Below are 25,217 nucleotides of genomic sequence, written 5' to 3'. Positions count from 1 at the left end.
TATGCAAGAAAAAATTTTCAAGGGCATTTTTGCCCTTTGCGCATTACTCTCCATTTTCGCTGTTTTAATGATTTGTTTCTTTTTATTTGTTAATGCGATTCCAACAATCAGTCAAATAGGACCTTTTGATTTTCTTTTTGGAATGGATTGGTATCCCATAGAAAGAATTTTTGGAATCTTTCCTATGATTATAGGGAGCTTTTATGTAACAGCTCTTGCAATTCTTATAGGAGTGCCACTTGGTGTATTAAGTGCAATTTATCTCTCGCGTTTTGCAAGCAAAAAGGAAAAAAAATACATTTTGCCAGCAATTGAACTTCTTGGCGCAATTCCCTCTGTTGTGTATGGATTTTTTGGGCTTGTTGTAATCGTTCCCCTGCTTGCAACAATTTTTAGCGGAATCCCCGGAAAAAGTGTGCTAGCAGCAGCTTTAATCTTAAGCATTATGATTTTACCAACAATTATTTTGGTTTCAAAAGCTGCCATTGATGCCTTGCCTGAGAGCTATTATGAAGGCGCATTAGCACTTGGAGCTAGCAAAGAACGCAGTGTATTTTTTGCCCTCATTCCAGCAGCAAAAAGTGGAATCCTAGCCTCAGTGATACTTGGTGTTGGGCGTGCAATCGGAGAAGCAATGGCAGTGATTATGGTTGCAGGTAACCAAGTGCAACTTCCAACAAGCGTGTTAGAAGGCGTTAGAACGCTAACAACAAATATCGTGCTTGAAATGGGGTATGCACAAGATTTACACAGAGAAGTGTTAATTGCTAATGCAGTGGTGCTTTTTGTTTTTATTCTCATCATCAACACTTGTTTTAATGCACTGAAAAAGGAAGCAAAATGAAACGCGCAAAAACAGATAATCTAACACTCACTTTAGCTCTTTTAATACGTGTTTCTATGGTTTTAGTACTATTAGTTTTTTTAGTGCTGATTGGTTTTATTTTCATAAAAGGGATTGCGTATTTAAACCTAGAAATGTTTTCTTGGGAATACAATAGTCAAAATATTTCAATGACGCCGGCAATTATTAACACCTTAAATATGGTGTTTTTCGCACTAATTTTAGCAATGCCACTTGGAATCTTTGGGGCAATTTACCTTAGCGAATATGGCAGTCAAAAAAGCAGAATCTTAAATGTAGTTAGAATCGCATCTGAAACGCTTGTTGGGATTCCAAGCATTGTGTATGGCTTGTTTGGATATTTAGCCTTTGTCATCTATTTTGGCTTTAAAACAAGCTTTATTGCTGGGGGTTTAACGCTTGCTGTTATGATTCTACCTTTAATTTTAAGAAGTGCTGAAGAAGCCTTAAAATCCGTCCCGCTTAGTTTTAGAGAAGCAAGCTTTGCATTAGGAGCTGGCAAGCTTAGGACAATTTTTATCATCATTTTGCCCGCTGCAATTCCTGGGATTTTAGCGGGAGTGATTTTAAGCATAGGAAGAATTGTAGGAGAATCTGCCGCACTGCTTTATACTTCAGGAAGCGTTGCAAAGGTTGCTGGGCTTATGGACTCTGGAAGAACTTTAAGCGTGCATATGTATGCAATCTCTAGCGAAGGACAACACATTAATGAAGCATATAGCACAGCAATGATTCTTATTATAATTGTCTTTCTAATTAATCTTGGTTCAAACTACATTGCTAAGAAATTTGTTAAAGCATAGGGAGTCAAATGAAAAATTGTTTTGAAATTAAAAAAATGTCTTTAAATTACGGAGACTTTCTTGCCTTGAAAGATATTAATATGGACATCAAAAAAGGCAAGGTTACTGCATTTATTGGACCTAGTGGTTGTGGAAAATCTACTTTTATTAAAAGCTTAAATCGTATGAATGATTTAATAGAAGATTGTAAAATTAAAGGAAAAATTCTCTTTGATGGTAAGAATATTTATAAAGATTATGATGTCAATGTGCTACGCAAAAAAGTTGGAATGGTTTTCCAAAAGCCAAATCCCTTTCCTATGAGCATTTATGATAACATTACTTTTGGACCAAAAACACACGGCATTAAGAAAAAATCAAAGCTTGATGAAATTGTGGAATCCTCCTTAAAGGATGCAGCTCTTTGGGACGATTTAAAAGACAGGCTAGATAAATCTGCGCTTGGATTAAGTGGGGGGCAACAGCAAAGACTTTGCATTGCAAGAACACTTGCTGTTAATCCTGAAGTGATTTTAATGGATGAACCCACAAGTGCGCTTGATCCTATTTCTACGCTTAAAATTGAAGAACTGATTTTACGCCTTAAAAAAGAATACACCATTGTCATTGTAACGCATAATATGCAACAAGCCGCTAGAATCTCTGACCAAACTGCCTTTTTCCTGCTAGGAGAGGTGATTGAATTTGACGACACAACGAAAATTTTCAACAATCCAAAAGATAAAAAAACACAAGATTATGTTAATGGGAGATTTGGTTAAATATCCTTTTTGTTTTACAAAGGATTTTTATGGTTTTTGTTTTAGAAGATGATACAAATATTTTAGAGCTTGTCTTATATGCACTAAAGAGTCAAAACATACAATCGCAAGGTTTTTTAGATACAGAAGCATTTCAAGAAGCATTAAAAACCACACTTCCACAAATTTTAGTGCTTGATGTGATGCTTCCTAATGCTAGTGGATTTGAAATTTTAAAAGCCATTAAAACCAATCCTGCCACACGAGATATTCCTGTATTGATGCTAACTGCCTTAAACAATGAGATTGATAAGGTTAAGGGACTAGATTTAGGTGCTGATGATTACATTACAAAACCTTTTAGCATTATGGAATTTCTAGCAAGAGTGCGCGCAATTTTAAGACGCAATAAAGAAGTGAATACTATTTGCTATGGAATCTTAGAACTCTCTTATACCACGCGTAGCGTGAAAGTTTCTGGAGAACCTATTGCATTAACCCCAAAAGAATTTGAACTTTTAGGATTCCTTTTAAAAAACCAAAACAGAGCCTTTAGCCGTGATGAATTGCTAGAAATTCTTTGGGGATATAGTTATAGCGGTGAGAATCGTACCATTGATATCCATATCAAAACCTTACGCAAAAAACTTGGAAACGCCAATAAGTATATTAAAACAATCCGTGGTGTTGGCTACAAAATCTCTAAAGATTCCTAATGCAAAAAAAAATTTTTTTTATTGTTCTTGGTACAATTTTAAGCTTTGTGCTTATTATAAATACGCCTTTAGTCTTAATGACAAAACCATTTAGCCAACAAACATTACTTTGGCTTCTCCCATATCTTACAATAGGATTCTGCTTGATTGTTTTATGCAGTGGTTTATTAGCAAAATTCCTATCACGCATTCTTTTGAAACCACTCCAAACCATCAACTTTGAAAATCCAGAAAGCTTCCCATATCCTGAACTTAACGCATTAATTGAAAAAATCAACTCCCAAAATAAAGCTGTAAAAACACAATTCAAACACCTAAAACAAAAAAAGCAAGAATTGCAATCTTTAACACAAAATATGAATGATGGATTAATTTTTATTAATCGCACAGGAAAAATTTTAAGTGAGAATGTAAGCGCAGAGAAATATTTCACTAATCTAAAAAACATTAACAATATACTAGAGCTTGATAATGCGCAATTTTTAAAGCTACTTTTACAATACCTTAAAGACTTCAAAAAAGGTAAATTAAAAAATGACATCAGAGAGAATTTTACCTTTCATTACCCAAGCAATTTAGAATGTGAAATAGTGTTTTCCCCTATTTTTTCACAAAAATCCAAATTTAAAGGTATGCTAATTGCCCTTTGTGATATTACAGAGTTTAAAAAAGCACAAAATTTACGCAAAGAATTTAGCGCAAATGTTACTCACGAGTTAAAAACTCCGCTAACTTCCATTTTAGCAAGCTCTGAAATGATAAGGAATGGACTTGTTGCGCAAGAAGATTTGCCAAACTTTGTGGATAAAATTTATTTAGAATCCAAACGCCTTTTAGAGATGATTAATGAGATTTTAAAAATTTCTTTTTTAGATGAAACACAAACCCTTCCCCTTAACACCCTTAATTTAAAAGAAATTATCCAACGCGTCCATAAGCGTTTAGAATTGCTCGCAAACAACTATTCCGTAGCACTTGAACTAGACTTACAAGACGCATACATTTTAGGAGCAGATGAACTTTTAGAAAATTTAATTTTTAATCTTTGTGATAATGCGATCAAATATAACCACAAAGGAGGTTTTGTAAAAGTAAAACTAAGGACAGCAGGTAAAATCGTAGAGCTATCGGTTAAAGACAATGGGATTGGAATACCAAAAGAACTCCAAGAACGCGTCTTTGAACGCTTTTTTTGTGTGGATAAAAGTCGCAGTAAAAAAGTTGGAGGAAGCGGACTTGGACTCTCTATTGTTAAATCAGGCTTAAAACTGCATAATGCCACCATAAACCTAAAAAGCGATATTGGTAAGGGAAGTGAATTTAGCGTGTATTTTACATCCGCCAAAATTCCCCAAAATCACTAAGGATTAATTAAAACCGCATCACGAAAGGAGGATTGATTAAAAAAGATTATCTAAATCCACTGAAAAAAGGCTATCTACATCGCAAGAACGGATTCCTATCCCTCTTCCTCTTGGAAGTTGTGGATTATTAAAGATTGTCATACATTCATCTTTTTTCAACACAAAGGAGCGGATTTGCACTGCTGGAGTAGTTGTTGGAATGATTGTATAGAGCGTTTCATACTTTTTAAGTTGTAAATCCTGCATACAAGATTTACGCGTAAATAATCCACTCTCATCAATTGCCAAACAAGAATCCTTAGTCCCCGCCTGCACAAACTGCACTGCCCCTAAATTAAAACTCCTAAAAGGGTCATCTCTTAGCATATCATCTGTTAGCATAATGTCGCGTATCACCCAATTTCTAGCCGCTCCAAATCCTACAATATCTCCTGTCAATGCACTTCTTATGGAAATCTGTGTTGTGAATTCTTCTAAATCGGGAGTATCAAGCGCAACGCCATAATTTACAATAAATAATACAAACATCAAAATTTTTTTCATTCTCTCCCCTTTAATCTCTAAAATTTACCAAAGCGCACAGGAAAATGGTCTGAAGACAAGTGCGAACGCACGCTAGCAGCCATCAATAATGCTGTAATTGCAGGCAAGGCAAGTTGCGTTGTCTGCTCATTTGAACTTCTACCAACAATTGCATAATCTAAAATCCTATTTGCACCTGTTCTACTAAAATGCGTGGCAGTATTCTGTGAAACAACACGCGTATGGTTTGTAATCCTTCTATCAAGCCCTGCTATTAAATTTGCAGGATCACGATTAAAATCTCCAGCAATTAACCAATTAATATCTGGACGATCAAGAAAATTATCGTGCACAGCCGTTACTAAAGCTGTCGCATCTCCTCCACCACTTGCAAGAGCGTGGATATTAAAGAAGGCATCATTGCCAATTCTTATCCCAATGGCAGGGCGAGAAACATTAGGGGCAATGATTGTTTGGGGAATAACAAACACCTCATCAACTTGCCTTCCGCTAACAATAGCTAAATTTACCCTTCTAGCACCCACATCAATATCCGCATAATAAATGAAAACCATTCTTGGTCTTGAGCGCGTGCCCAAATCCCAAACATATTCTTGAATAGGTGTTCCACCGGGCTGAATCATTCTACCAGTTAATCTAGCACTTGCAGGCACTCTCCCTGCTTCTTGCACCATCAAAATATCCACAGGATTATCTCCTGTAATAAGCTGTCTAACACTAACATTCCATTTATTTTCCGTGCTTGCAGAAGAACCTTGCAAATTCCAAGTCCCAACAACATAATCTTCAATTTTTCCCAAAAGCAAAGTAAAACTTAAAAACATTAAAACAATCATTCTCATTGTAGCATCCCTTTTCCTTTAATCTTTATCTATGCTAAAAACAACCCCCCGCATTAATAGGCGGAGCGATAATAAACCACTGCTGATCACTATTTGGCTTACTCCCTTGCACGCAACCTGTTAAAAAAATGCTAAAAAATGTAGTTGCTTGATTTGTTGGTGTTTGTAAGCATTGCTTTGTGGCTACATTTTGAATTTGTATAGCTTGATTATCAAAAAAATTAAACTTCCACAGCTGTGTAGGATCATCCATATCACAATAAGAATGGATTACACCATTTCTATATGCAGTTAAACAAGTGCCTTCTTTTGCATTTTGAATCGCAGCACTACCATCTGCTTTTGTAAAGATTCTCCAAATCCTTGCCGCACCAAAAGATTGGCTATCAAACAATGTGTATCCCCAAACCCAATTTCCAACATTTAATGCCCAAAGCGTTAAAACGCCACCTTCTGGACTCATAATAGACAATAAGTCTGAAGTGTAAGTCCTAGAATCTCCAATGCTTGATAGTAAAGGCGATTCTGTATGCCTTGTAGGCGTGTGATACCCTTTTGCATCTGTGCTTGGGCGCATAAGCTTCTCTGATAAATTGAGCCCTTGCACTAAAACAGCTTGCTTTTTAGAATCAGCAGGTGGAGTTGGCGATTTACCAATCCCTAAATCATTTCCCTTAGAAACACAACCTACAAAAAAATAAAAATATTGTCAAAAAAATGAAAACCCCTCGCATAACAACTCCAAATATTTTTTTAAAGATTATAATTTTAAAAACACTCTGTATTAATTAAAGTTGAAAATCATTTTTATCTTACTCTTTATATAGTGCTTTTTTGGTATTATTCTGTCTTTATGGAATCTTTTAAGGAGTTTAATGGAAAAGCATCTCATCACACAAAAACATCTACAAGAGCGTTTTAAAGAATGCTTTGAAAAACATTTTAAAGAAATCACTCCGCTAGGGAATTTACATCTTTTAGAACAAGACAATGCAAGTGAAATTTTAGCAATCCTTCTTAGCCTTGATGCGCAAGGTTTTAATGCATTTTATCGCAGTGAAACACTCCAATATCTTTGCGAGAAATACTGCAAAACTTTAAGCTTTAAAGGCATTATGCAAGTGCAATACACCTTACTTTTAAATTTGCAAAAGGCTTTTTTTAAAAACCCTAAAACCACCCAAACACTTTTATTAGCAACACTTTCAAATCTTAAAATCCTGCAAGATGAAAATCTAACCACAAGCAAACTTTTAGATTCCATTCATTCCTACTTTGAAACACTAATCAACACTGAAATTTCACAAAATTATGAAAAAGATTCCACATTTTCAACCCCAAAAGAACTCTTAGAAGACTTTTTAAACACGAGCTTAAAAACATTCCAAACCCAACAAACACATCTAAAAGAGCGCATAGCAAAAGACTTTACACATTTACTTTCAAATCTCATTCCCTTAGAATCACTCCTACAAAAGGCACAAAATCAACATTTCTCACTTGGAATCACAGGCGTTTTAAGTTCTGGAAAAAGCACACTTTTAAATGCACTCTTGGGCAAAGAAATCCTAGGAAGTTCCACAATTCCAGAAACAGCAAGCCTTACACTTCTAAAATATTCCAAAACCCCTAGTGCGTGTGTGCGTTTTTGGAATGCAAAAGAATGGCAAGACTTACAATCCACATTAGATGAAAACACATTAAACGCACTCTTTAGCAATGAGGAGTTTAGCGAGTGTTTCAAAACCTTTGTGCAGGATTCCACACAAAGCCTTGAGATTGACATTAATCTGCTTCCAAAATACACTTCTGCAAACCACCCAAGCAAGATTTGCAACCTTGTTAAAGAAACCACACTCTTTACTCCCTTAGAATTTTTACAAAACAATGTAGAAATTGTGGATACTCCGGGGCTTGATGATCCTATTGTGCAGCGTGAGGAAATCACTAAAGATTATTTAACAAAATGCGATTTACTCATCCACGCGATGAATGCCGCACAAAGTGCTACGCAAATTGACAGAGATTTTATCATACAAAGCCTACACAACGCTAATCTCTCAAGGATTCTAATTGTATTAACCCACGCAGATTTACTAGAAAAAAACGAGCTTGAAGCCGCCTTAAATTACACAAAAGAAAGCCTAAAACATAGCATTAAAACTGCTTTACAAACCACACAAAATGCGCAAAATTTAGAGCTGCTTTTTGCACGCCTTGATTTTATTGCACTTGCTAGCTATCCAGCCCTACTTTGCCAAATAGACGCCAAAAAGGCTAATGCGCTAGGCTATAACTTAGAGGATTCCAACTTTAACGCATTGCTTAAATATTTAAACCAGACACTTTTAGGTAAAAATAGCACCAAAACAAAAGACATCATTTATCTTTGCGCACAAGGCTTTAAACGCACACTTCAAAACATTTTAGATTCCATAAGATTAGAACAAAACTTATTATTTTCCCAAGAAGATGCAGTAAAAGCACAAATCACAAAGGCAAAGCAAGAAAAAGAACAGAGCAAAAATGCACTAGATGTTGCAAAAAATGCACTAGATGTTGCAAAGGCACAATTAAAAGATTTTTCTGCCACATTACAAAACCAGTTGCATCAAAAACTCCAAGATGCACAACAAGTCTTAGTTCAACGCTTGTTTGCCGACATCATCTACGAATACGAAAGGGGCAAAGTCCCAAGCACGCAACGCCTAGAATATCTTCTTGATTTAGGACTAAAAGACTCGCTTAGTGAAATTTTACGCTTTAGCACACAAAGTTTAGAAAAAAAAATTTCCCAGCTTACTTTGCAATCCCAAACCCATTTGGAGAATATTGGATACAGCGATAATCACACAACTTTACAAAAGAAAAATTTCAATCTCCACTTAAATCCCACTCTACTGCAAAAAACCAAACTTAAAATTCTAAATAAGACAATACAAAGCACTCAAGCATTTAACAAAAACAAACAAGAAGCCCTAAAGAATGCTATTCAAAGAGATTTCAAAGAAGGATTTTTAGAATTTATCACTGCAATCATTGCCAAGAGTAATGCCCTTGAAAATCAATACATCGCACATTTTACGAATCTTTTAGATTCCGCACAACAACAGCTAGAGTGGGATTTACACTCTAAAGAAGGTGTTTTGCAAAATGCTTTAAATCACTTAAACGCAAGCACAGCCCAAAAACAACAAAGAGAAAAAATCCTAACAGAAACTGCAAAACTTTTAAATGCACAAATCCAAGAATGTGAAACACTACAAGACTATGCAACAAGGGAACAAAATGCTTAAATCCTACATTCAAGACTGCAAAATCTTACAAGAAAAATTCCGTCAAAAAACCCCCACACAAAAACTCATAGCAAATTGCCAAAACACTCTAAATCCAAACGATTGCACGCTTAGTTTTTTTGAAAACTTAGCACAACAAAGCACAGAACCTATGCAAATTGCTATCATTGGACAATTTTCAAGCGGCAAAAGCACCTTTTTAAATGCGCTTTTAGGGCAGGACATTTTGCCAACAGGCATCACACCTATCACTTCTAAGATTTGTAAAATCTGCTACGGAGAGGATTATATTTTAGAGATTCTTTACAAAGATGGCAAAAAAGTGTTGCAAAATGTAGAATTTTTGCACAAACTCTCACGAGAAAACTCTAAAACCATTGACCATTTCTGTCTTTATGCGCCCATCTTGTTTTTAAAAGACATAAATTTTCTAGACACTCCCGGTTTTAACTCCCAAAATTCTGAGGACACAAATGCAACACTAAAAATCCTAGAGCAAGTTGATGGAATCATTTGGCTAACACTAATTGATAATGCAGGAAAAAACAGCGAAAAGGAACTTTTAAAAGGATTTAGCACGCATTTTGCACAAAAAAGCCTATGCGTGCTCAACCAAAAAGACCGCTTAAAAAATGAGAGAGAAATACAAACTAGTGTAGAATACGCAAAAAAGGCATTTGAAGGGATTTTTGCAGAAGTGATTCCCATCTCTGCAAAACTTGCTCTAAAAGCGCGCTTAAACACCACAGAAAAATTCCTAGAAACCACTCTTTTAGACTTAGCGCATAGCATCCAAAACATTGCACTAAGGCGCACAGACTCTACCTTATCTCTTAAAGAATCTTCGCAAAAGCTTCAAGCACTCTACACAAGCACACAAGAAAAAATTAACTCCCAAAGCTTAGATAAAAACGACTTTGAAGCTTTAATGCAGAATTCTAATATGCCTTTAGTGTTTGCATTTTTAAACCAGACTATTAAGCCAAAAGCAAAATTTGCAAAATCTCATAGCGCATTAAAACGCCTAAAAGAAAGGCTTATTCGCCTGCATTTACAATACCATAAAATCAACCAAAGCTATAAAAATCTCCAAAAGATTCTACTCCAAAGCATTCCAGAATTTACACAAAACTGCGCCACTTCTAAGGCAAAAGAGCAAAAAATTTTTAATGCGCTTTATTGGGATTTAGATGTTTTACTTGACAATCTTGCCCAAAAAATTTTTAATGCACTGCAAAATCAAAGCATTGCTTTTCATAAAAACACAAAAACTCTGCTAGGGACAAAGCTTAAAATACACGAAAAGGAAGTTACGATTCTACCTTTAGAAAAAATCAAAATTGCTTTACAAAACCAAGATACACAGCTCGTTAAGGACTATAAGGCAATCAGTATGAAGATTAAAAACTTCTTAGATTTATTTATGGATTCCATCCACAAAAACATAAATGCACTTTCTGAAAAAATCTTGCATTGGCAGGACATTACACCAAAATCCTTAGAACTCTATCTTATTGCGCCCCAAAGCCAAGCCTTGCAAGATTTACACCATTTTACCCAGCATTGCTATGCAAACATTTTGACAGATTACAATAAAAATGCTCTTGTTGCCACTTCTTTTTTGCGTAGCGAACTTAGTGTTCTTAGCAATTTTTTATCACTCAACTACAATAATGCTATTGATTTAACACTCACAAAACTTGATTTAAAAATTAAAAATGCCATCGCTAAACACCAAGAAAATCAAGAAGAATTTGCGCTCTTTCATCCAACACTTGAAAATGTGCGTGAAATCCTTAATGAAGCATTTTGTTTTGAACAATTTCAAGCACACCTTTTTGGTCCTATGAACTCTCTAAACAAAGCTTATGCACAATTTTTAGAGCAGAACGAGCAAACCACAGAGTCAAAAACCAAACTTATTGCACAAATCTCTTTTGCTCTTAAGAAAGAAATGGATAAAATACAACAAAATCTAAAGGCAATCCGCACACAAATCCTAACACTTTAAAATGGAACTAAAATTGCTTTGAAAGCTTGAAAACGCAAAAAATAGGAATTTTAGAGACAAAGGAAGGTAATGAAAGTAGAGCTCCTAGAGCCATACATTCAAATCAGTATTGAAAGAGAATCACGATTTTTAAAACGCGCTGTGGATTTTGCTTACAAACATTTTTCCAAAGCCTATCGTCTCTCAAGCTCTGTGCTTATCTTAGATGATGGTGAGCGTTACAAAAAAGATTATTTTCTCAATTGGGCATACCATGTAGCAATGCAAGATGAAGCTAAAAAAGGAAACCCCTATTTTCAAAGCATTATTGATAGCAGTTATCTTCCTATCCGCATAAAAATGGTGGAAAATCGCGCTATGCTAGAGCATATCATTGTTTCTTTGCAGATTATTCACAGCTCTTTTGGAAATGCTCAAGTTTGTCTGAAGCTAAATCGCCCAAACCGCCTTGCTAGACGCTACTTAAGCTCACTTTTTCAAGACTTTTTACTCAGCTACACAAAACAAGAAATCTTTTTAGACTCTTCTAGTCCTTATTTTTGGGAAAAATTAATTAGTATGCTCTCACAAAAAATTATCCACAATATCGTTTTAGACTTTGATTATGCAACCTTTAAAACACACAATACTTTTGAATGCTTTGAAGAATATTTAACAAAAGAAGAAAAATTGCTTAAGAAGAGTTATAAAATTTTAGGTTGTGGATATAATGATGATTTTGAATGCGTGAAAAATCGCTACATTGAGCTTGCTAAAACTTATCATCCTGATAATGTCTATGGACAGGATAAAAAAATCATTGATGGTTATGCAGAAAAATTCCGACTCATTAATGAAGCCTATGAAAATATTAAATCCAACTTTAAGCGCGTTGCATAAGGAGTGAAAATGTCTCAATCAAACCAAGCCCTACAGAATATGGAATTTAAAACCGCAGATTCCGCCAAAGAAATGACACCACAAGAACCAAGAAATAGTGGCTTCTTGCCCATTTTAGCACTTGTTGTTGTGTTAATTGCATTAATTTTGGGAGGGGGATATTATTTTTTAAGCCAACCTAGCGGACAAGCATTATTAAACAAAGCCCAAAGTGCCTTAGGGATTGCAAAAAAGCCCATTTCAGATTCCAACCCTATTTTAGATTCTGAAAGCCAGACTTACACAAAAGATGAAGAAATCAGACAACTACAAGATGCGCTCTATCAAAAAGAGCGTGAGATAGAAAACCTAGCACACTCACTTAATGGACTCAATGCTTCTCTTGAAACAATCCAAAACTCCAAACAAAACACAATGCAAAAGTTACGCTACACTCTTAAACCAAAACAACAAATCATTACAGAATGTTTTTCTATGGAAATTGGCAAATGGGAAATTCCTAAAAACTGCTTGTTATCCATTGCTACAAAAATTGACAAAGCATTGCAAAACGACAATCGTGTAGTCGCCTTTGAAGTGCAAGGAATCGTAGATACAAGCCCCTATCGCGGGCTCTCTCCAGAGCTCAAACAAGAAGGCTTAGCAAGCTTTAGAGCTTGGAATGCAATCCGTGCAATTCACACAAAAATCCCAAATGCCACTATTTTTGAAGGTCCAAGCCTGCAACTTCCAGACAAACGCGGTTATAGCATTAAAGCATATTTTGTTGATTAATAATGCAGACTTTAAAACACCAAAACACAGCAATCAAAACTCTAGGCGTTTTTTTGCGCCCTTCCACACCCGAGCTTAAAGACTATTTTTTAGAATTTCAAACACAAGCAGTGCAATTAGGATTCCGTGTGATTTTAGATTCCATTAGTGCTAGAATGATTGGAATGTGTGGCTTAAACTTTGAAGAACTTTGTGCTAAATCTGATGCATTAATCTCAATTGGGGGCGATGGCACACTCATTTCTACTGCAAGGCGTTCTATTACCTATAAAAAGCCTATTTTGGGTATCAATATGGGGCATTTAGGATTCCTTACAGATTTACAAAAACACGAAGTGGAATCCTTTTTGCCCAACCTAAAAAGCGGAAACTACACCATAGCACACCACACAATGTTGGAGGGCAAAGTCATTAAAAACAATCAAAAAAACACAGCCCAAACCAATACGAGCTTTTTTGCCTTAAATGATATTATTCTTACGCGCTTAAATGATGCAAGCATGATTCATCTAAAAGCATACATTGCAGGAGAATATTTTAATACCTACTATGGAGATGGCTTAATCCTAGCCACCCCCACAGGCTCTACTGCATATAACATCAGCGCAGGAGGTGCTGTGGTTTATCCCTTTTCTAAAAACATTCTTTTAACGCCTATTTGTCCGCATTCTTTAACCCAACGCCCACTCATTTTGCCAGATTCCTTTGAAGTTAGCATTGCACTAGGCAAAGCTGGGCGTTGCAACATCGTTATTGACGGACAAGAAAGCAAGCCGCTAAAATTTGGCGAAAAAATCACTATTTATGCCAAAAATGAAGGCGTGTATCTTATCCACAGCCCACAATGGAACTACTTTAAGATTTTAAAAGAAAAATTTCACTGGGGGGACTTTGAATAATGCAAAAACTCTGTATCCAAAAAATCACCATTAAAAATTCTCCAGCCTTTAAAGAGGCAAGTTTTTACCCAAGCTTGCATTTTAATGTCTTTAGCGGTGCAAGTGGTGCGGGAAAATCTGTGCTTATGGAATCCGTTTTAGCCCTTTTTGGACTTAGAGAAACAAATGCCACATTCCTTGAAGCAACACTAGATTTACAGGGGATTCCACAAGAATTTGAAGGCTTAATTGATGAAGGGGAAGTTGTGCTAACCCTTAGCAAAAAGGATAAAATCCGCTACTTTCTAAACGCCCAAAATATCCCAAAAAAGAAAATCCAAGAACTTTTTACACCCTTTTTAAAACATCTTAGCACTAAATCCTATGATGCAGCAAACGAGCAGAATCTGTTTCTTACACTTGATGGTTTTATACAATCCAAAAACCAAGCATACCAACAAATTTTACAAAACTACAAGGAATCTTTTTTGCATTTTAGTGAAGCTAAAAATACACTAAAAACCTTACAAGAGGAAGCATTAAAAGTTGCAGAACTCAAAGAATTTGTGCGCTTTGAAATCCAAAAACTAGAAACGCTTAATCCCAAAAAGGGAGAATACGAAGAGCTTTTAGTGCTTAAAAAAGAAATCTCCAAAAAAGAAAAAATTAATGAAAGCTTACAGAATGTGCGTGAGTTTTTAAACCAAAGCCACAAAGTTTCAGAATTTTTAAATCTAATCAATAGCGATGAAAGCGATTCCATTTTAAACGCACTAAATTTACTTGAAAGCCTATGCGAGCAAGAAGGCGAACGCTTAGAAACATTAGAGATGCGCAACATAGAAGAAATTTTAAACCGCATTGAAGCCCTAAGCGCGCTAAAACACCGCTATGGCGGAGTAGATGAAGCTTTAGAATATTTAGAGAACAAAAAGCAAGAATTACAAAAATACGAAAATTTAGATTCCATCTTAAAAGATGCACAACACTCTTATAACCGCGCAAAAGACACACTTCAAGCCAGAGCAAAAGTGCTAACAGAGGCAAGAGAGAAACATTTAAGTGATTTTGAAAATGCACTCAACTTAGCACTCACTTCACTCAAAATGCCAAAGGCTAAAGTTGTTCTAAAAACACTTTTAGAAGTGGAATCTTATACTCTCTTAGGTGCACAAAATCTTGCAATCACACTCAACACAGCCTTAAAGAACCTAAGCTCAGGGGAATTTAACCGCTTCCGTCTTGCCTTATTGCTTGCACAAAGCGCACAAACAAACCACCAAGCCATAATCATCTTAGACGAAATGGATGCAAATCTAAGCGGAGAAGAATCTCAAGGCGTTGCAAATGCCCTAAAAGCACTTTCAACTTCCTATCAAATCTTTGCAATCTCCCACCAACCGCATATACCAAGCCTTGCTAACACGCATTTTCTCATCCAAAAACAGCCCAATGGCTCTACCATCACACCATTAGACAAACAAGGCAGAATCCAAGAAATTGCAAGAATGATAAGTGGCGATTCCATCACAAAAGAAGCCCTAGAATTTGCCACTAAACAACTAAGCACGCTCCAATGCAACTAAGCACGCTCCAAAAATTTGCCAACTACCTAACCCAAACTCCCCCCTTAAAATTCCGTCTAATCCGTAGAATCGGGGATAATCTCTTTAAACTTGACTTAAATGGCAGGCTTTTTTTCATAGATTTAACGCGCCAAAAATCCACAATTTTTATCACAGATGAATCGCTAATTGCACCAAAAATCTACCAAGCCCCCTTTGATAAAAGCCTAGAGAAACATTGCTTTAACACAGAAATTCTAAATGCAAAACTTGATGGCAACAATAGAATCCTACAATTGCTTTTACAAACCAAAAATAGTTACAAAACTACACAAATCACACTACAAATGGAATTTACAGGACGCAACACAAATCTTATCCTTTTAGATTCCAACAACATTGTCCTAGACGCATTGCGCCACATCACAAAAGAACAATCCTTTAGAGAAGTTAGAATCCAAAAACCACTCCTACCCCTACCCCAACCCAAAATTCCCCCAAAAATGCACGATGAAGGCGAACTCTTTAGTGTTTTAAGAGAGAATTTTAAAACCCTACAACAAAAAAAGTTAGAGCAAAAAATCCAAAAATCCACAACTGCACTCTTACAAAAAATCGCTCAAATCAAACATTTTTTAAACCATTTAGAAAACAAAGCATTGCTAGAATCTAGCGCGAAAAAAGAAGCGCATTTAGGACAACTCATTGTGCAAAATCTCTATTTATATCCAAACTTCAAAGGCACTTCTATTACGCTAAATTCCACACAAATCACACTTCCTAATAAAGCACATTCCCTAAGCCACGCAGCGCAAATCTTCTTTGAAAACTCCAAAAAACTTGCCAAAAAAGCAAAAAACATTCATCTCCAAGCCCAAAATCTAAACGAAAAACTAAGCTTTTATGAAAATTTACTAAAAATGATACAAAATGTAACAAATATTAATGATTTACAAATTTTAAACTCTAATTTTCAAAAAGATTCCACACTCAAAGATTCCAAACAAAAACATCAAAACAAGCAATTTGAAAGCTTTTTTATTGAAGGGGTTAAGGTATCTATTGGCAAAAATGAGCGCGAAAACATTGCACTCTTAAAAGAAGCACACGCCGATGATATTTGGATGCACATTCGCAATCTCCCAAGCTCCCATTGCATTATCCATTGTGGAAAATCCAAAATTTCCGATATAATCCTATGCAAAGCCGCAAAAATTTTAATCGGGCTTACAAAAAGTTTTAGCGGAAATTACAATGTAGATTACACAAGGCGTAAATTTGTGAAAATCACGCAAGGTGCAAATGTTGTCTATGCAAAAGAGCAAACGCTCCAGCTAAAAAAGGATTGAAAATGGCTGTAACTCCTGTTAGCAATATGACTTATATCAACCAAAATGCGCAAGTTGGCTCTGTGCAACAAGCCAATGCACAAGTTAAACTTGATTTTCAAGCAATGGTAAATCTCCAAAGTATGCAAGAAAAACAAGAAGAAATCCAAGAAGTTCGTCCCACTGAAGAAACACTTGAAGTTAAAGATGAGAGAGAGGGGAATGGCAAGCAAGAAAAAGATGATGAAAAAGACAAAAATAATGAAAAAGACGATTCTAATAATCCACAAACTTCTAACCAAACAGACACCATCCAAACAAACACTGATGGCACAATCGCACATTTAAACATCTCTGTATGATTAAAAGTTGGAATCCTTTTTGCTATTCCTTTTAAAAACAAGCAAAAGGATTGCTTATGCACACTTTTTTAAAGACATATTCTTATCCCTTCTTTTTCTCTCCACTCTTAGCTTTGCGTGGCAACTAAGTAATCCAAACCCCCATTATTCCCAAAGTGATGAACACCCCCTTTACACCAAGCGTAAAAAGCGTTTGCTAGGCGTTTATGGCACTTATAATAAGGCAAAATCTGACGCCACACTTAGCATTAGTGGCTTTGAAGCACAAAAGCATAATTTAAGCGAAAAGCAGTTTGGAGTTGGAATCCAAATTGGCTATTTGCTAGATTCCAATAACAGAGTTTTAGCAAGCCTTGAGCACCACTCCAAACAAAATGGATTCTCTTATCAACTTTTAACACTTGGCTATGCCTTCACTCCACAACTTCCAAATAACACAAATTGGCGATTACTCTTAGGTGTGAATGCAGGAGTTACGCTAGGAAAATTTGATAGCGGTAGCTTTGTGATTAATGAGAGCGCACTAGAGAAGCTCTCTTACATAGGCTTAACCTATGGTGTCAAAGGAGGGCTTATTCGCACATTTCATAGCGGAGAGTTAGAGTTTGGAGTGCAGACAAGACGCCTAGACTTTGGCGAAGAAAATAGTCATTTAGAAGTTAATGGTAATCCTAGTTCAGCGCATTTAGACCTTAGCAAAACATCTAGCTTAGGCGTTTATCTAGGTTACAATTTCTTATTTTGAAAGGATAAAAATGTGGATTTTATTTTCACCTAGCGAGAAAAAATGCTTCACGCATAAAAATGCTATCCCCTCCACAAACACTTACTTTTATAAAGATTTTATTTGTAAAAACTTACAAGAAATCCTAGAATCCTACACACAATATTTACAACACGCAAGCGATGCACAACTCCAAAAACTCTTTGGAGCAAAAACCATTTCTCTTAATGCGCTCTCCTTAGCACAGAATCTTTTCAACTCTCCTCTTTTAGATTCCATTAAACGCTACGATGGAGTTGCTTTTAATGCCTTAGATTATGAAAATTTAGACAAAAATGCTCAAGATTATCTAGCGCAAAATCTTTTAATCTTTTCTAATCTCTTTGGAGTGCTTAAAACAACAGATAAGATTCCTTATTATGATTTAAAACAAGGTGAGGGTTTTAGTTTTAAAAGCTTAAATTTCACCACTAAACAATTTTATGCGGATAATTTTGCAAATATTTGTAAGTTTTTAGAAACCACAAAGGCAGAATCGCTAGAGTTTTTAGACTTGCGTGCAAGCTTTTATCAAAAATGCTTCCCTTTGCATAAAATTCCAAACTCCTTATCCCACAAAAATGCACACATTTTAACGCCAAATTTTATAAAAAACGGCAAGATTGTAAGCCATTATGCAAAATTTTATCGCGGAATCCTTTTGCAAACTTGTGCTAAAAAGGGAGTTTCAAGCTTAGAAAAACTCCTTCACACAGAGATTACAGGACTAACCTTAAGGGACAAAAACACCACACACAAGGACAACACCACCCAAACAACCCTAACTTACACGATTGCCTAAATTTTTAGTATAATTGCGCCTTTATTGAATGCTATAAAGGAATCTTATGGAATTTTGTGGAAAAAATGTTTTAATCACAGGTGCTAGCAAAGGAATTGGCGCAGAAATCGCCAAAGTCTTAGCAAAAGAGGGCTTAAAAGTGTGGATTAACTACCGCTCTAAACCCGAACTTGCAGACGCTCTAAAAGCAGAAATAGAAGCAAAGGGCGGAAATGCTGCTGTTGTGTGCTTTGATGCAACAGATGAAGAAGCCTTTCTTAAAGGACTCAATGCAATCACAAGCAGTGAGGGAGAATTAGCATTTTTAGTCAATAATGCAGGTATCACAAACGATAAACTCTCTATGCGTATGCAGACAAAGGACTTCACTTCCGTGCTTGAGGTAAATCTCACTTCAAGTTTTATCGGCTGTCGCGAAGCCTTAAAAATTATGCGCAAACAAGGCTATGGAGCAGTGGTTAATATTGCTTCTATTGTTGGAGAGATTGGGAATCTTGGACAATGCAATTATGCAGCAAGCAAGGGCGGAATGATTGCAATGACAAAATCTTTTGCCAAAGAAGGTGGCAGTAAAGGAATCCGCTTTAATTGCATCACACCGGGCTTTATTGAAAGCGATATGACAAAAAACCTTAAAGAAGACATTAAAAAATCTTATGTGCAAAGCATTCCTCTAGGACGCTTAGGGATTGGAGAAGAAGTTGCAGGAGCTGTTGCATTTCTACTCTCAAATTATGCAAATTACATCACAGGAGAAACCTTAAAGGTAAATGGCGGACTCTATATGTAACGCATAAAAATTTTTAAGAAAAACTTAGCTAAAATACAAACTTATTGAAATTTTTTAAGGAGAATTGCAATGGCAATATTTAATGATGTAAAGGCAGTTGTTGTAGAACAGCTCAATGTAAATGAGGGTGAAGTAAAACCAGAATCTAAATTTGTAGATGATTTGGGTGCGGATTCTTTAGATGTTGTTGAGCTTGTAATGGCACTAGAAGAAAAATTTGAAATTGAAATTCCAGATGAAGAAGCGGAAAAAATCCAAACCGTTGGAGATGTTGTCGCTTATATTGAAAAGACAAAAGCTTAATTTACACTCTTTTGTATGCCTTAGGGCATACTAACATTTTAATAATCAAGGAAGAAATATGAGACGCATAGTGGTTACTGGACTTGGAATGATTAATGCTCTTGGATTAAACAGAGAGGATTCTTTTAAAGCTATTATAGATGGAAGATGCGGAGTTAAAACAATCTCCTCTTTTGACATTTCAGAATTTCCCGTAAAAATTGCCGCTGAAATCACAGACTTTGACCCAAATAGCGTAATGGATGCAAAAGAAGTGAAAAAAGCAGACCGCTTTATCCAACTAGGAATCAAAGCCGCAAAAGAAGCAATGGAAGATAGTGGCTTGCTCAATACTGAAGGCAAACTGCAAGATTCTATTAATACTGAACGCTTTGGGATTAGCTCTGCTTCAGGGATTGGCGGACTAGGAAATATTGAAAAAAACTCTGTGATAAATTTTGAACGCGGACCTAAACGCATTTCACCCTTCTTTATTCCCTCCGCACTTGTCAATATGCTTGGTGGATTTATTTCCATTGATTACTCCCTTAAAGGTCCAAATGTCGCAAGCGTAACAGCTTGTGCTGCAGGAACACACAGCATTATTGAAGCAACAAAAACCATAATGCTAAATTGTGCAGATAGAATGCTTGTAGTTGCCGCAGAATCCGCAATTTGTGGCGTAGGAATCGGCGGCTTTGCCGCGATGAAAGCATTATCTGATAGAAACGATGAACCACAGCTTGCAAGTCGCCCCTTTGATAATGGGCGCAACGGCTTTGTAATGGGAGAGGGTGCAGCTGCCTTAGTGCTTGAAGAGTATGAGATAGCAAAGGCAAGGGGGGCTACAATTTATGCAGAGTTAATAGGCTTTGGCGAGAGTGGCGATGCAAACCACATCACAGCTCCTGCTCCAGAGGGTGAGGGCGCATACCGCGCAATGAAAGTAGCACTTGCTATGGCAAACACACAAATTGATTATGTCAATGCACACGGCACTAGCACAAAATACAACGACTTATACGAAACACTTGCACTTAAAAAAGTCTTTAATGGGAGCGTCCCTCCTGTTAGCTCCACAAAAGGACAAATTGGACATTGCTTAGGTGCTGCAGGGGGAATTGAAGCAGTCATTTCTATTTTAGCAATGCAAAAAGGAATCCTTCCCCCAACAATTAACCAAATCCAAAAAGATCCAGAATGCGACTTAGACTACATTCCAAACACCGCAAGAGAAGCAAAAATCAATGTTGTAATGAGCAACTCTTTTGGTTTTGGTGGAACAAATGGTGTTGTGATTTTCAAAAAAGTGTAAATCGTGGCAACTTATTTAGATTTTGAAGTAAAAATCAAAACAATCCAAGAAAACATCGCCACAGCAAAACTAAAAAACGATGCACACGCAATTGCGATTTTGCAAAAGGATTTAGACAAAGAGGTTTCAAAGGTTTATTCTAATCTTTCTGATTACCAAAAATTACAGCTTGCAAGACATCCCGACCGCCCTTACACCCTAGATTATATTGCCCTGCTTTTAGATGAACCTTTAGAAATCCACGGAGATAGACATTTTAGCGATGACCACTCCATTGTTTGCTATCTTGGAAAAATTGCAGGCGAAAAAGTAATTGTCATTGGCGAGGAAAAAGGTAGGGGAACAAAAAATAAACTTTATCGTAACTTTGGAATGCCAAATCCAGAGGGCTATCGCAAAGCATTGCGTGTGGCAAAAATGGCAGAAAAATTTAAGATTCCCCTTTTAATGTTCATTGACACGCCCGGCGCATATCCCGGAGTTGGAGCAGAAGAGCGCGGACAAAGTGAGGCTATTGCAAAAAACTTACAAGAATTTAGCACACTTAAGATTCCTACCATTTCCATTGTCATTGGCGAAGGTGGAAGCGGTGGTGCACTTGCAATTGGCGTGGCAGATAAATTAGCAATGATGCAGTATTCTGTCTTTAGTGTGATTTCTCCAGAAGGCTGTGCAGCAATTTTATGGAATGACCCAAGTAAAATTGAAAGTGCTACACAAGCACTAAAAATCACACCCGAAGACTTAAAAGAATCCAATCTCATAGATGCAATCATCACAGAACCGGGCATTGGCGCACACAGAGATAAAGAAGGTGCAGCAGAAGCAATTAAAACTTACTTCCTAGAATCTTTAGATTCTATTCGCCAAGATCCAGATTATTTAAACAAACGCTTCAATAAGCTGATGAACTACGGAAGCTTTCAAGCATAGATTTGCACAAATAGATTCCAACAATCCCTAAAAGAATGCAATGCAAAAAGTCGCAATCATCGGTGGAGGCGCAAGCGGAATCTTTTGTGCAATGCTGCTCTCCTTACACAATATTCCAATTACACTTTTTGAAAAAAATAAAATCTTAGGCAAAAAACTTCTTGCTACAGGCAATGGGCGTTGCAATATCCACAATACACACACAAATTCCACGCATTTTCAAAGCACAAGCTTTTTGCAAAAAGACTTACAAAACATCTTACAAAACTACCCTTTTAACGCCTTTGCAAAAACTTGTCAAACTCTAGGACTTCACCTTCACACACAAGAAAATGGAAAAGCCTATCCCCTATCAAACTCTGCAAAATCAGTTTTGGAAATTTTTACGCACACTCTAAATGCAAATCCCAACTTACAAATCCATCTAAACACAGAAATCACCGCCATCACAAAAAGCGATTCCAACTTTTTACTCCACAGCCACAATCATACCACAAGCTTTAAAACGCTAATCCTAGCTTGTGGCAGTCAAGCAGCACCAAAATTAGGGGGCAGCAACAAGGGAGAAATTCTAGCTAAGCAACTTAATCTAAAGCACCACCAAGCCTACCCCGCCCTTGTGCCAATTCGTTTAGATTCCACATTTGATTGCTTAAGCGGTGTTAAAATCAAAGCTCAACTAACTTTAAAAGAAAACACACAAATCTTAGCCCAAACCCTAGATGATGTGCTTTTTACAAACTATGGAATCTCAGGCTTTGGTGCACTTGATATCTCCAGCTTTATACAAATGCGCAAAAACCTCACTCTACTTCTTAATTTTTTACCCAATCTCACACCAAAAACCCTAGAAAACGCTTTACAAAACACACTTAAAAATCATTCTAAAATCCCCCTAGAAACCTTACTTGGTGGCTTTTTGCACCCAAAAATTGCTCAAATGTTTGCAGGGCATTTTAACTTTAATCCTAACAACACAAAACAACGCAAACAATTTATTTTTACCCTTCAAAACTTTCCTTGCAAAAATCCTCATTTCAAAGACTTTGAAAGTGCTGAAGTCTGTGGCGGTGGCATAAGCGGAATGGAAATTAACCCAAATACAATGGAATCCAAAAAACACAAAAGGCTTTATATCATCGGTGAAATGCTAGACATTGTTGGCAATCGCGGTGGCTACAATCTTGCCTTTGCTTGGGCAAGCGCATACATCTGCGCTAAAGCGGTGCTTGGCAAACTTAACAATTTCATATCTTGCTAACATAGCTTCCTAAAATCTCTCTTATAAGTCCTCCAAAATTGATTTTCAGCTTAACTTCTTTGCCAATTTTGCTAACCTCTAGGATTCTGCCTGCACCAAAGATTTTATACATCACACAATCCCCTTTTTTAAAACCCATATTAGAATCTCTTATTGCTTCCTCTTTAAAAGGCATCCTAGTCTCACACACACCACTTTCATTTAAAAATCTTGAAGGAAGCAAACTTGCACGATTCCCACGATAAAACCTAGAATCCACATAACTTAAAAACAACTCCTTTTTCGCACGCGTAAAAGCCACATACCCAAGTCTGCGCTCCTCTTCTACATTGCTATCCTCACGCACAAGCGGAAAAAAACCCTCTTCAAGCCCGATAATAAACACATAATCAAATTCTAATCCCTTACTAGAATGCACACTCATACAAGACACGCCCTCCACTCCCTTGCTTTGCGTGCGCATTTCTACATCCTCTTGATCACTCCGCAAGGCTAAATCATTTAAAAAATCCTCTAGCTCCATTAACGGATTTTGCTTAACATACTCCCTATACACGCCATAAAATTCCTCCACATTACTCACCCTATCAATTGCATCATTGCTTTGACTTAACGCCTCACAAAATCCGATTTTCTCTTCAAATGCTTCAATAAAACTTAGACTAGATTGCTTCAAACTCTCTTGCAAGCTTAACATTGTAGAAAAAAACGCTTGGAAACTCTCATAGGTTTTTTTACTCATTGCTCCCTTTAAGATTCCATCTTTTAAAGAATCCTTAAACAGCCCATACACACTACTTTTATGCTCTTGTGCAAGGCGCAAAACTTTCTCTAGCGTCGTCTTACCAATCCCACGCTTTGGCTTATTAATAATGCGTGCTAGCGAAAAATCATCTTCTAAATTTACAAGCACACGCAAATAACTTAGCACATCCTTAATCTCACTTCTTTCATAAAAACGGATTGCGCCAACTAGAACATAAGGAATCTTAGCGCGATTAAAGCCCTCCTCTAAAGAGCGAGAGAGCGCATTTAAGCGGAATAAAATTGCAATATCTTTAGGGCTAACATTGGAATCTAAAAGCCTGCGGATTGCCTTTGTGATGTTTTGCACCTCTTCTTGCTCATCGCTAGAGTGAAAAATCTCTATGTTTTTCCCCTCTCCTAAAGTGCTAATTAGCGTTTTCCCAAGCCTTTGTTTGTTATGCGCAATTAACGCATTTGCCGCTTGTAAAATGGTGTGCGTGGAGCGGTAATTTTCTTGGAGTTTAATCACCTTAGCACCCTTAAAATGCTCACTAAATTGCAAAATATTTTGGATATTTGCCCCCCGCCAACTATAAATGCTTTGGTCATCATCCCCCACAACACAAAGGTTTTGATGTGCAGAACACAGACATTTAAGCAACAAATATTGCAAATGATTAGTGTCTTGGTATTCATCTACCATTATGTATTGGTATTTTTCACTCACTTCCCTAGCAATTTCTTTATTTTGTTGCATAATTTCTAATGGAAGTAAAAGTAAATCATCAAAATCTACCATATTTTTTTGCAGTAAAAATTCTTGATATTTTCCATATACTTTTGCAATGTGTTTATAGGTATCATTATGCGCAAATTTCAAAGCTTCATCTATAGAGATTTGAGAGTTTTTATAGCGTGAAATTTCACTAAGGATTAGTGGAAGTGGTGCTAAATCTCCGTTTAGTTCTTTAACAATGCGCTTAGTGTCCTCACTATCTGCTAAGATAAAATTAACTTTGCGCCCTAAATGCGTGATATAAAACTTTAAAAACAGTAATCCAAACTTATGAAAAGTGCATAACAAGGGCGGATGTATCGTGGTGCTTTGAATCATATTTAAAGCCCGCTTTTGCATTTCACTTGCTGCTTTATTTGTGAAGGTTAGGGTTAGGGTATTACTAGGGGGAATCCCAACTGCATCAATCAAATAAGCAAGACGGGTGGTGATGGTTTTTGTCTTGCCACTGCCTGCCCCTGCTAAAATCAAAAGTGCACCATCAATAGTTGTCGCTGCTTCACGCTGAGTAAGATTTAAGTCTGCTAAAAAATCTTGCATTCTCCACCTTTAAAAGCACAAA

Annotated in this window: 24 protein-coding genes; 20 read left to right on the top strand and 4 right to left on the bottom strand. The window is 36.6% G+C overall.

Going from position 1 to position 25,217, the window contains the following annotated elements; translation table 11 throughout:
* Position 1 precedes the first annotated feature (1 nt).
* From pstC to MRZ19_RS07990, 5 genes are read left to right on the top strand one after another with little or no spacing between them, the layout of a single operon-like run.
* On the top strand, positions 2–844 hold the full coding sequence (gene pstC / locus MRZ19_RS08010; protein WP_291031774.1) for a phosphate ABC transporter permease subunit PstC: 843 nt from the start codon (positions 2–4) through the stop codon (positions 842–844).
* Positions 841–1,668: a phosphate ABC transporter permease PstA gene (gene pstA / locus MRZ19_RS08005; RefSeq protein WP_291031773.1), complete on the top strand. Its 828-nt coding sequence runs from the start codon at positions 841–843 to the stop codon at positions 1,666–1,668. The genes pstC and pstA overlap by 4 nt, the downstream gene beginning before the upstream one ends.
* An 8-nt stretch (positions 1,669–1,676) precedes the next feature.
* Entirely contained in the window at positions 1,677–2,429 is a 753-nt protein-coding gene (gene pstB / locus MRZ19_RS08000; RefSeq protein ID WP_291031772.1) for a phosphate ABC transporter ATP-binding protein PstB, read from the top strand.
* 29 nt (positions 2,430–2,458) lie between these two features.
* The gene (locus tag MRZ19_RS07995) at positions 2,459–3,124 is read left to right on the top strand and encodes a response regulator transcription factor (RefSeq protein WP_291031771.1); all 666 of its coding nucleotides are present in this window, start codon (positions 2,459–2,461) and stop codon (positions 3,122–3,124) included.
* The gene (locus MRZ19_RS07990) at positions 3,124–4,488 is read left to right on the top strand and encodes an ATP-binding protein (protein ID WP_291031770.1); all 1,365 of its coding nucleotides are present in this window, start codon (positions 3,124–3,126) and stop codon (positions 4,486–4,488) included. Before MRZ19_RS07995 ends, MRZ19_RS07990 begins: the two co-directional genes overlap by 1 nt.
* A gap of 36 nt (positions 4,489–4,524) precedes the next feature.
* Here the strand turns inward: MRZ19_RS07990 and MRZ19_RS07985 are convergent, their stop codons facing one another.
* Genes MRZ19_RS07985 through MRZ19_RS07975 form a run of 3 tightly spaced genes read right to left on the bottom strand, consistent with a single transcriptional unit; the run spans position 4,525 to position 6,480 of the window.
* Positions 4,525–5,031 (bottom strand): toxin, encoded by a 507-nt coding sequence (locus MRZ19_RS07985; RefSeq protein WP_291031769.1) that lies wholly within the window; start codon positions 5,029–5,031, stop codon positions 4,525–4,527.
* Between the two features lie 17 nt (positions 5,032–5,048).
* Positions 5,049–5,873, bottom strand: coding sequence for a cytolethal distending toxin subunit B family protein (locus tag MRZ19_RS07980; protein ID WP_291031768.1), 825 nt, complete (start codon positions 5,871–5,873; stop codon positions 5,049–5,051).
* Between the two features lie 34 nt (positions 5,874–5,907).
* Positions 5,908–6,480 carry an RICIN domain-containing protein gene (locus MRZ19_RS07975; protein ID WP_291031767.1) on the bottom strand — a complete coding sequence of 191 codons (573 nt, stop codon included), beginning with the start codon at positions 6,478–6,480 and terminating at the stop codon, positions 5,908–5,910.
* A gap of 268 nt (positions 6,481–6,748) precedes the next feature.
* On the opposite strand from MRZ19_RS07975, the gene MRZ19_RS07970 reads away from it, so the two are divergent.
* The 15 genes from MRZ19_RS07970 (at position 6,749) to MRZ19_RS07900 (ending at position 23,112) form a co-directional block, all read left to right on the top strand.
* Positions 6,749–9,169: a dynamin family protein gene (locus tag MRZ19_RS07970; protein WP_291031766.1), complete on the top strand. Its 2,421-nt coding sequence runs from the start codon at positions 6,749–6,751 to the stop codon at positions 9,167–9,169.
* Complete coding sequence (locus MRZ19_RS07965) at positions 9,162–11,180, top strand: dynamin family protein (protein WP_291031765.1); 2,019 nt, start codon at positions 9,162–9,164, stop codon at positions 11,178–11,180. The genes MRZ19_RS07970 and MRZ19_RS07965 overlap by 8 nt, the downstream gene beginning before the upstream one ends.
* A 69-nt stretch (positions 11,181–11,249) precedes the next feature.
* Positions 11,250–12,059, top strand: a complete 810-nt coding sequence (locus tag MRZ19_RS07960) for a J domain-containing protein (protein ID WP_291031764.1) — start codon at positions 11,250–11,252, stop codon at positions 12,057–12,059.
* 9 nt (positions 12,060–12,068) lie between these two features.
* Positions 12,069–12,833 (top strand): hypothetical protein, encoded by a 765-nt coding sequence (locus tag MRZ19_RS07955; protein WP_291031763.1) that lies wholly within the window; start codon positions 12,069–12,071, stop codon positions 12,831–12,833.
* Between the two features lie 2 nt (positions 12,834–12,835).
* Positions 12,836–13,732 carry an NAD(+)/NADH kinase gene (locus MRZ19_RS07950; protein WP_291031762.1) on the top strand — a complete coding sequence of 299 codons (897 nt, stop codon included), beginning with the start codon at positions 12,836–12,838 and terminating at the stop codon, positions 13,730–13,732.
* Positions 13,732–15,297 carry a DNA repair protein gene (locus MRZ19_RS07945; protein ID WP_291031761.1) on the top strand — a complete coding sequence of 522 codons (1,566 nt, stop codon included), beginning with the start codon at positions 13,732–13,734 and terminating at the stop codon, positions 15,295–15,297. Before MRZ19_RS07950 ends, MRZ19_RS07945 begins: the two co-directional genes overlap by 1 nt.
* The gene (locus MRZ19_RS07940) at positions 15,288–16,625 is read left to right on the top strand and encodes an NFACT family protein (protein ID WP_291031760.1); all 1,338 of its coding nucleotides are present in this window, start codon (positions 15,288–15,290) and stop codon (positions 16,623–16,625) included. Before MRZ19_RS07945 ends, MRZ19_RS07940 begins: the two co-directional genes overlap by 10 nt.
* Before the next feature lie 2 nt (positions 16,626–16,627).
* Positions 16,628–16,966: a hypothetical protein gene (locus MRZ19_RS07935; RefSeq protein ID WP_291031759.1), complete on the top strand. Its 339-nt coding sequence runs from the start codon at positions 16,628–16,630 to the stop codon at positions 16,964–16,966.
* Positions 16,967–16,985: 19 nt separating this feature from the next.
* Positions 16,986–17,711, top strand: coding sequence for a hypothetical protein (locus MRZ19_RS07930; RefSeq protein WP_291031758.1), 726 nt, complete (start codon positions 16,986–16,988; stop codon positions 17,709–17,711).
* Positions 17,712–17,721: 10 nt separating this feature from the next.
* A complete protein-coding gene (locus tag MRZ19_RS07925; protein WP_291031757.1) occupies positions 17,722–18,531 on the top strand; it encodes a YaaA family protein in 810 nt (269 codons plus the stop codon).
* Between the two features lie 46 nt (positions 18,532–18,577).
* Entirely contained in the window at positions 18,578–19,321 is a 744-nt protein-coding gene (fabG, locus tag MRZ19_RS07920) for a 3-oxoacyl-ACP reductase FabG (RefSeq protein ID WP_291031756.1), read from the top strand.
* A gap of 69 nt (positions 19,322–19,390) precedes the next feature.
* Positions 19,391–19,624, top strand: a complete 234-nt coding sequence (acpP, locus tag MRZ19_RS07915; RefSeq protein ID WP_291031755.1) for an acyl carrier protein — start codon at positions 19,391–19,393, stop codon at positions 19,622–19,624.
* Between the two features lie 58 nt (positions 19,625–19,682).
* Positions 19,683–20,918, top strand: a complete 1,236-nt coding sequence (locus MRZ19_RS07910) for a beta-ketoacyl-ACP synthase II (RefSeq protein WP_291031754.1) — start codon at positions 19,683–19,685, stop codon at positions 20,916–20,918.
* A gap of 3 nt (positions 20,919–20,921) precedes the next feature.
* Positions 20,922–21,851: an acetyl-CoA carboxylase carboxyl transferase subunit alpha gene (accA, locus tag MRZ19_RS07905; RefSeq protein WP_291031753.1), complete on the top strand. Its 930-nt coding sequence runs from the start codon at positions 20,922–20,924 to the stop codon at positions 21,849–21,851.
* Positions 21,852–21,891: 40 nt separating this feature from the next.
* A complete protein-coding gene (locus MRZ19_RS07900) occupies positions 21,892–23,112 on the top strand; it encodes an aminoacetone oxidase family FAD-binding enzyme (protein ID WP_291031752.1) in 1,221 nt (406 codons plus the stop codon).
* Here the strand turns inward: MRZ19_RS07900 and MRZ19_RS07895 are convergent.
* Positions 23,099–25,195 (bottom strand): ATP-dependent helicase, encoded by a 2,097-nt coding sequence (locus MRZ19_RS07895; protein ID WP_291031751.1) that lies wholly within the window; start codon positions 25,193–25,195, stop codon positions 23,099–23,101. The genes MRZ19_RS07900 and MRZ19_RS07895 overlap by 14 nt on opposite strands.
* Between the last annotated feature and the right edge of the window lie 22 nt (positions 25,196–25,217).

The sequence above is a fragment of the Helicobacter sp. genome, from assembly GCF_022770205.1.
Lineage (GTDB): Bacteria > Campylobacterota > Campylobacteria > Campylobacterales > Helicobacteraceae > Helicobacter_D.
The sequence above is the reverse complement of the archived record's forward strand: the minus strand, read 5'-3'. Positions and strand labels throughout refer to the sequence as shown.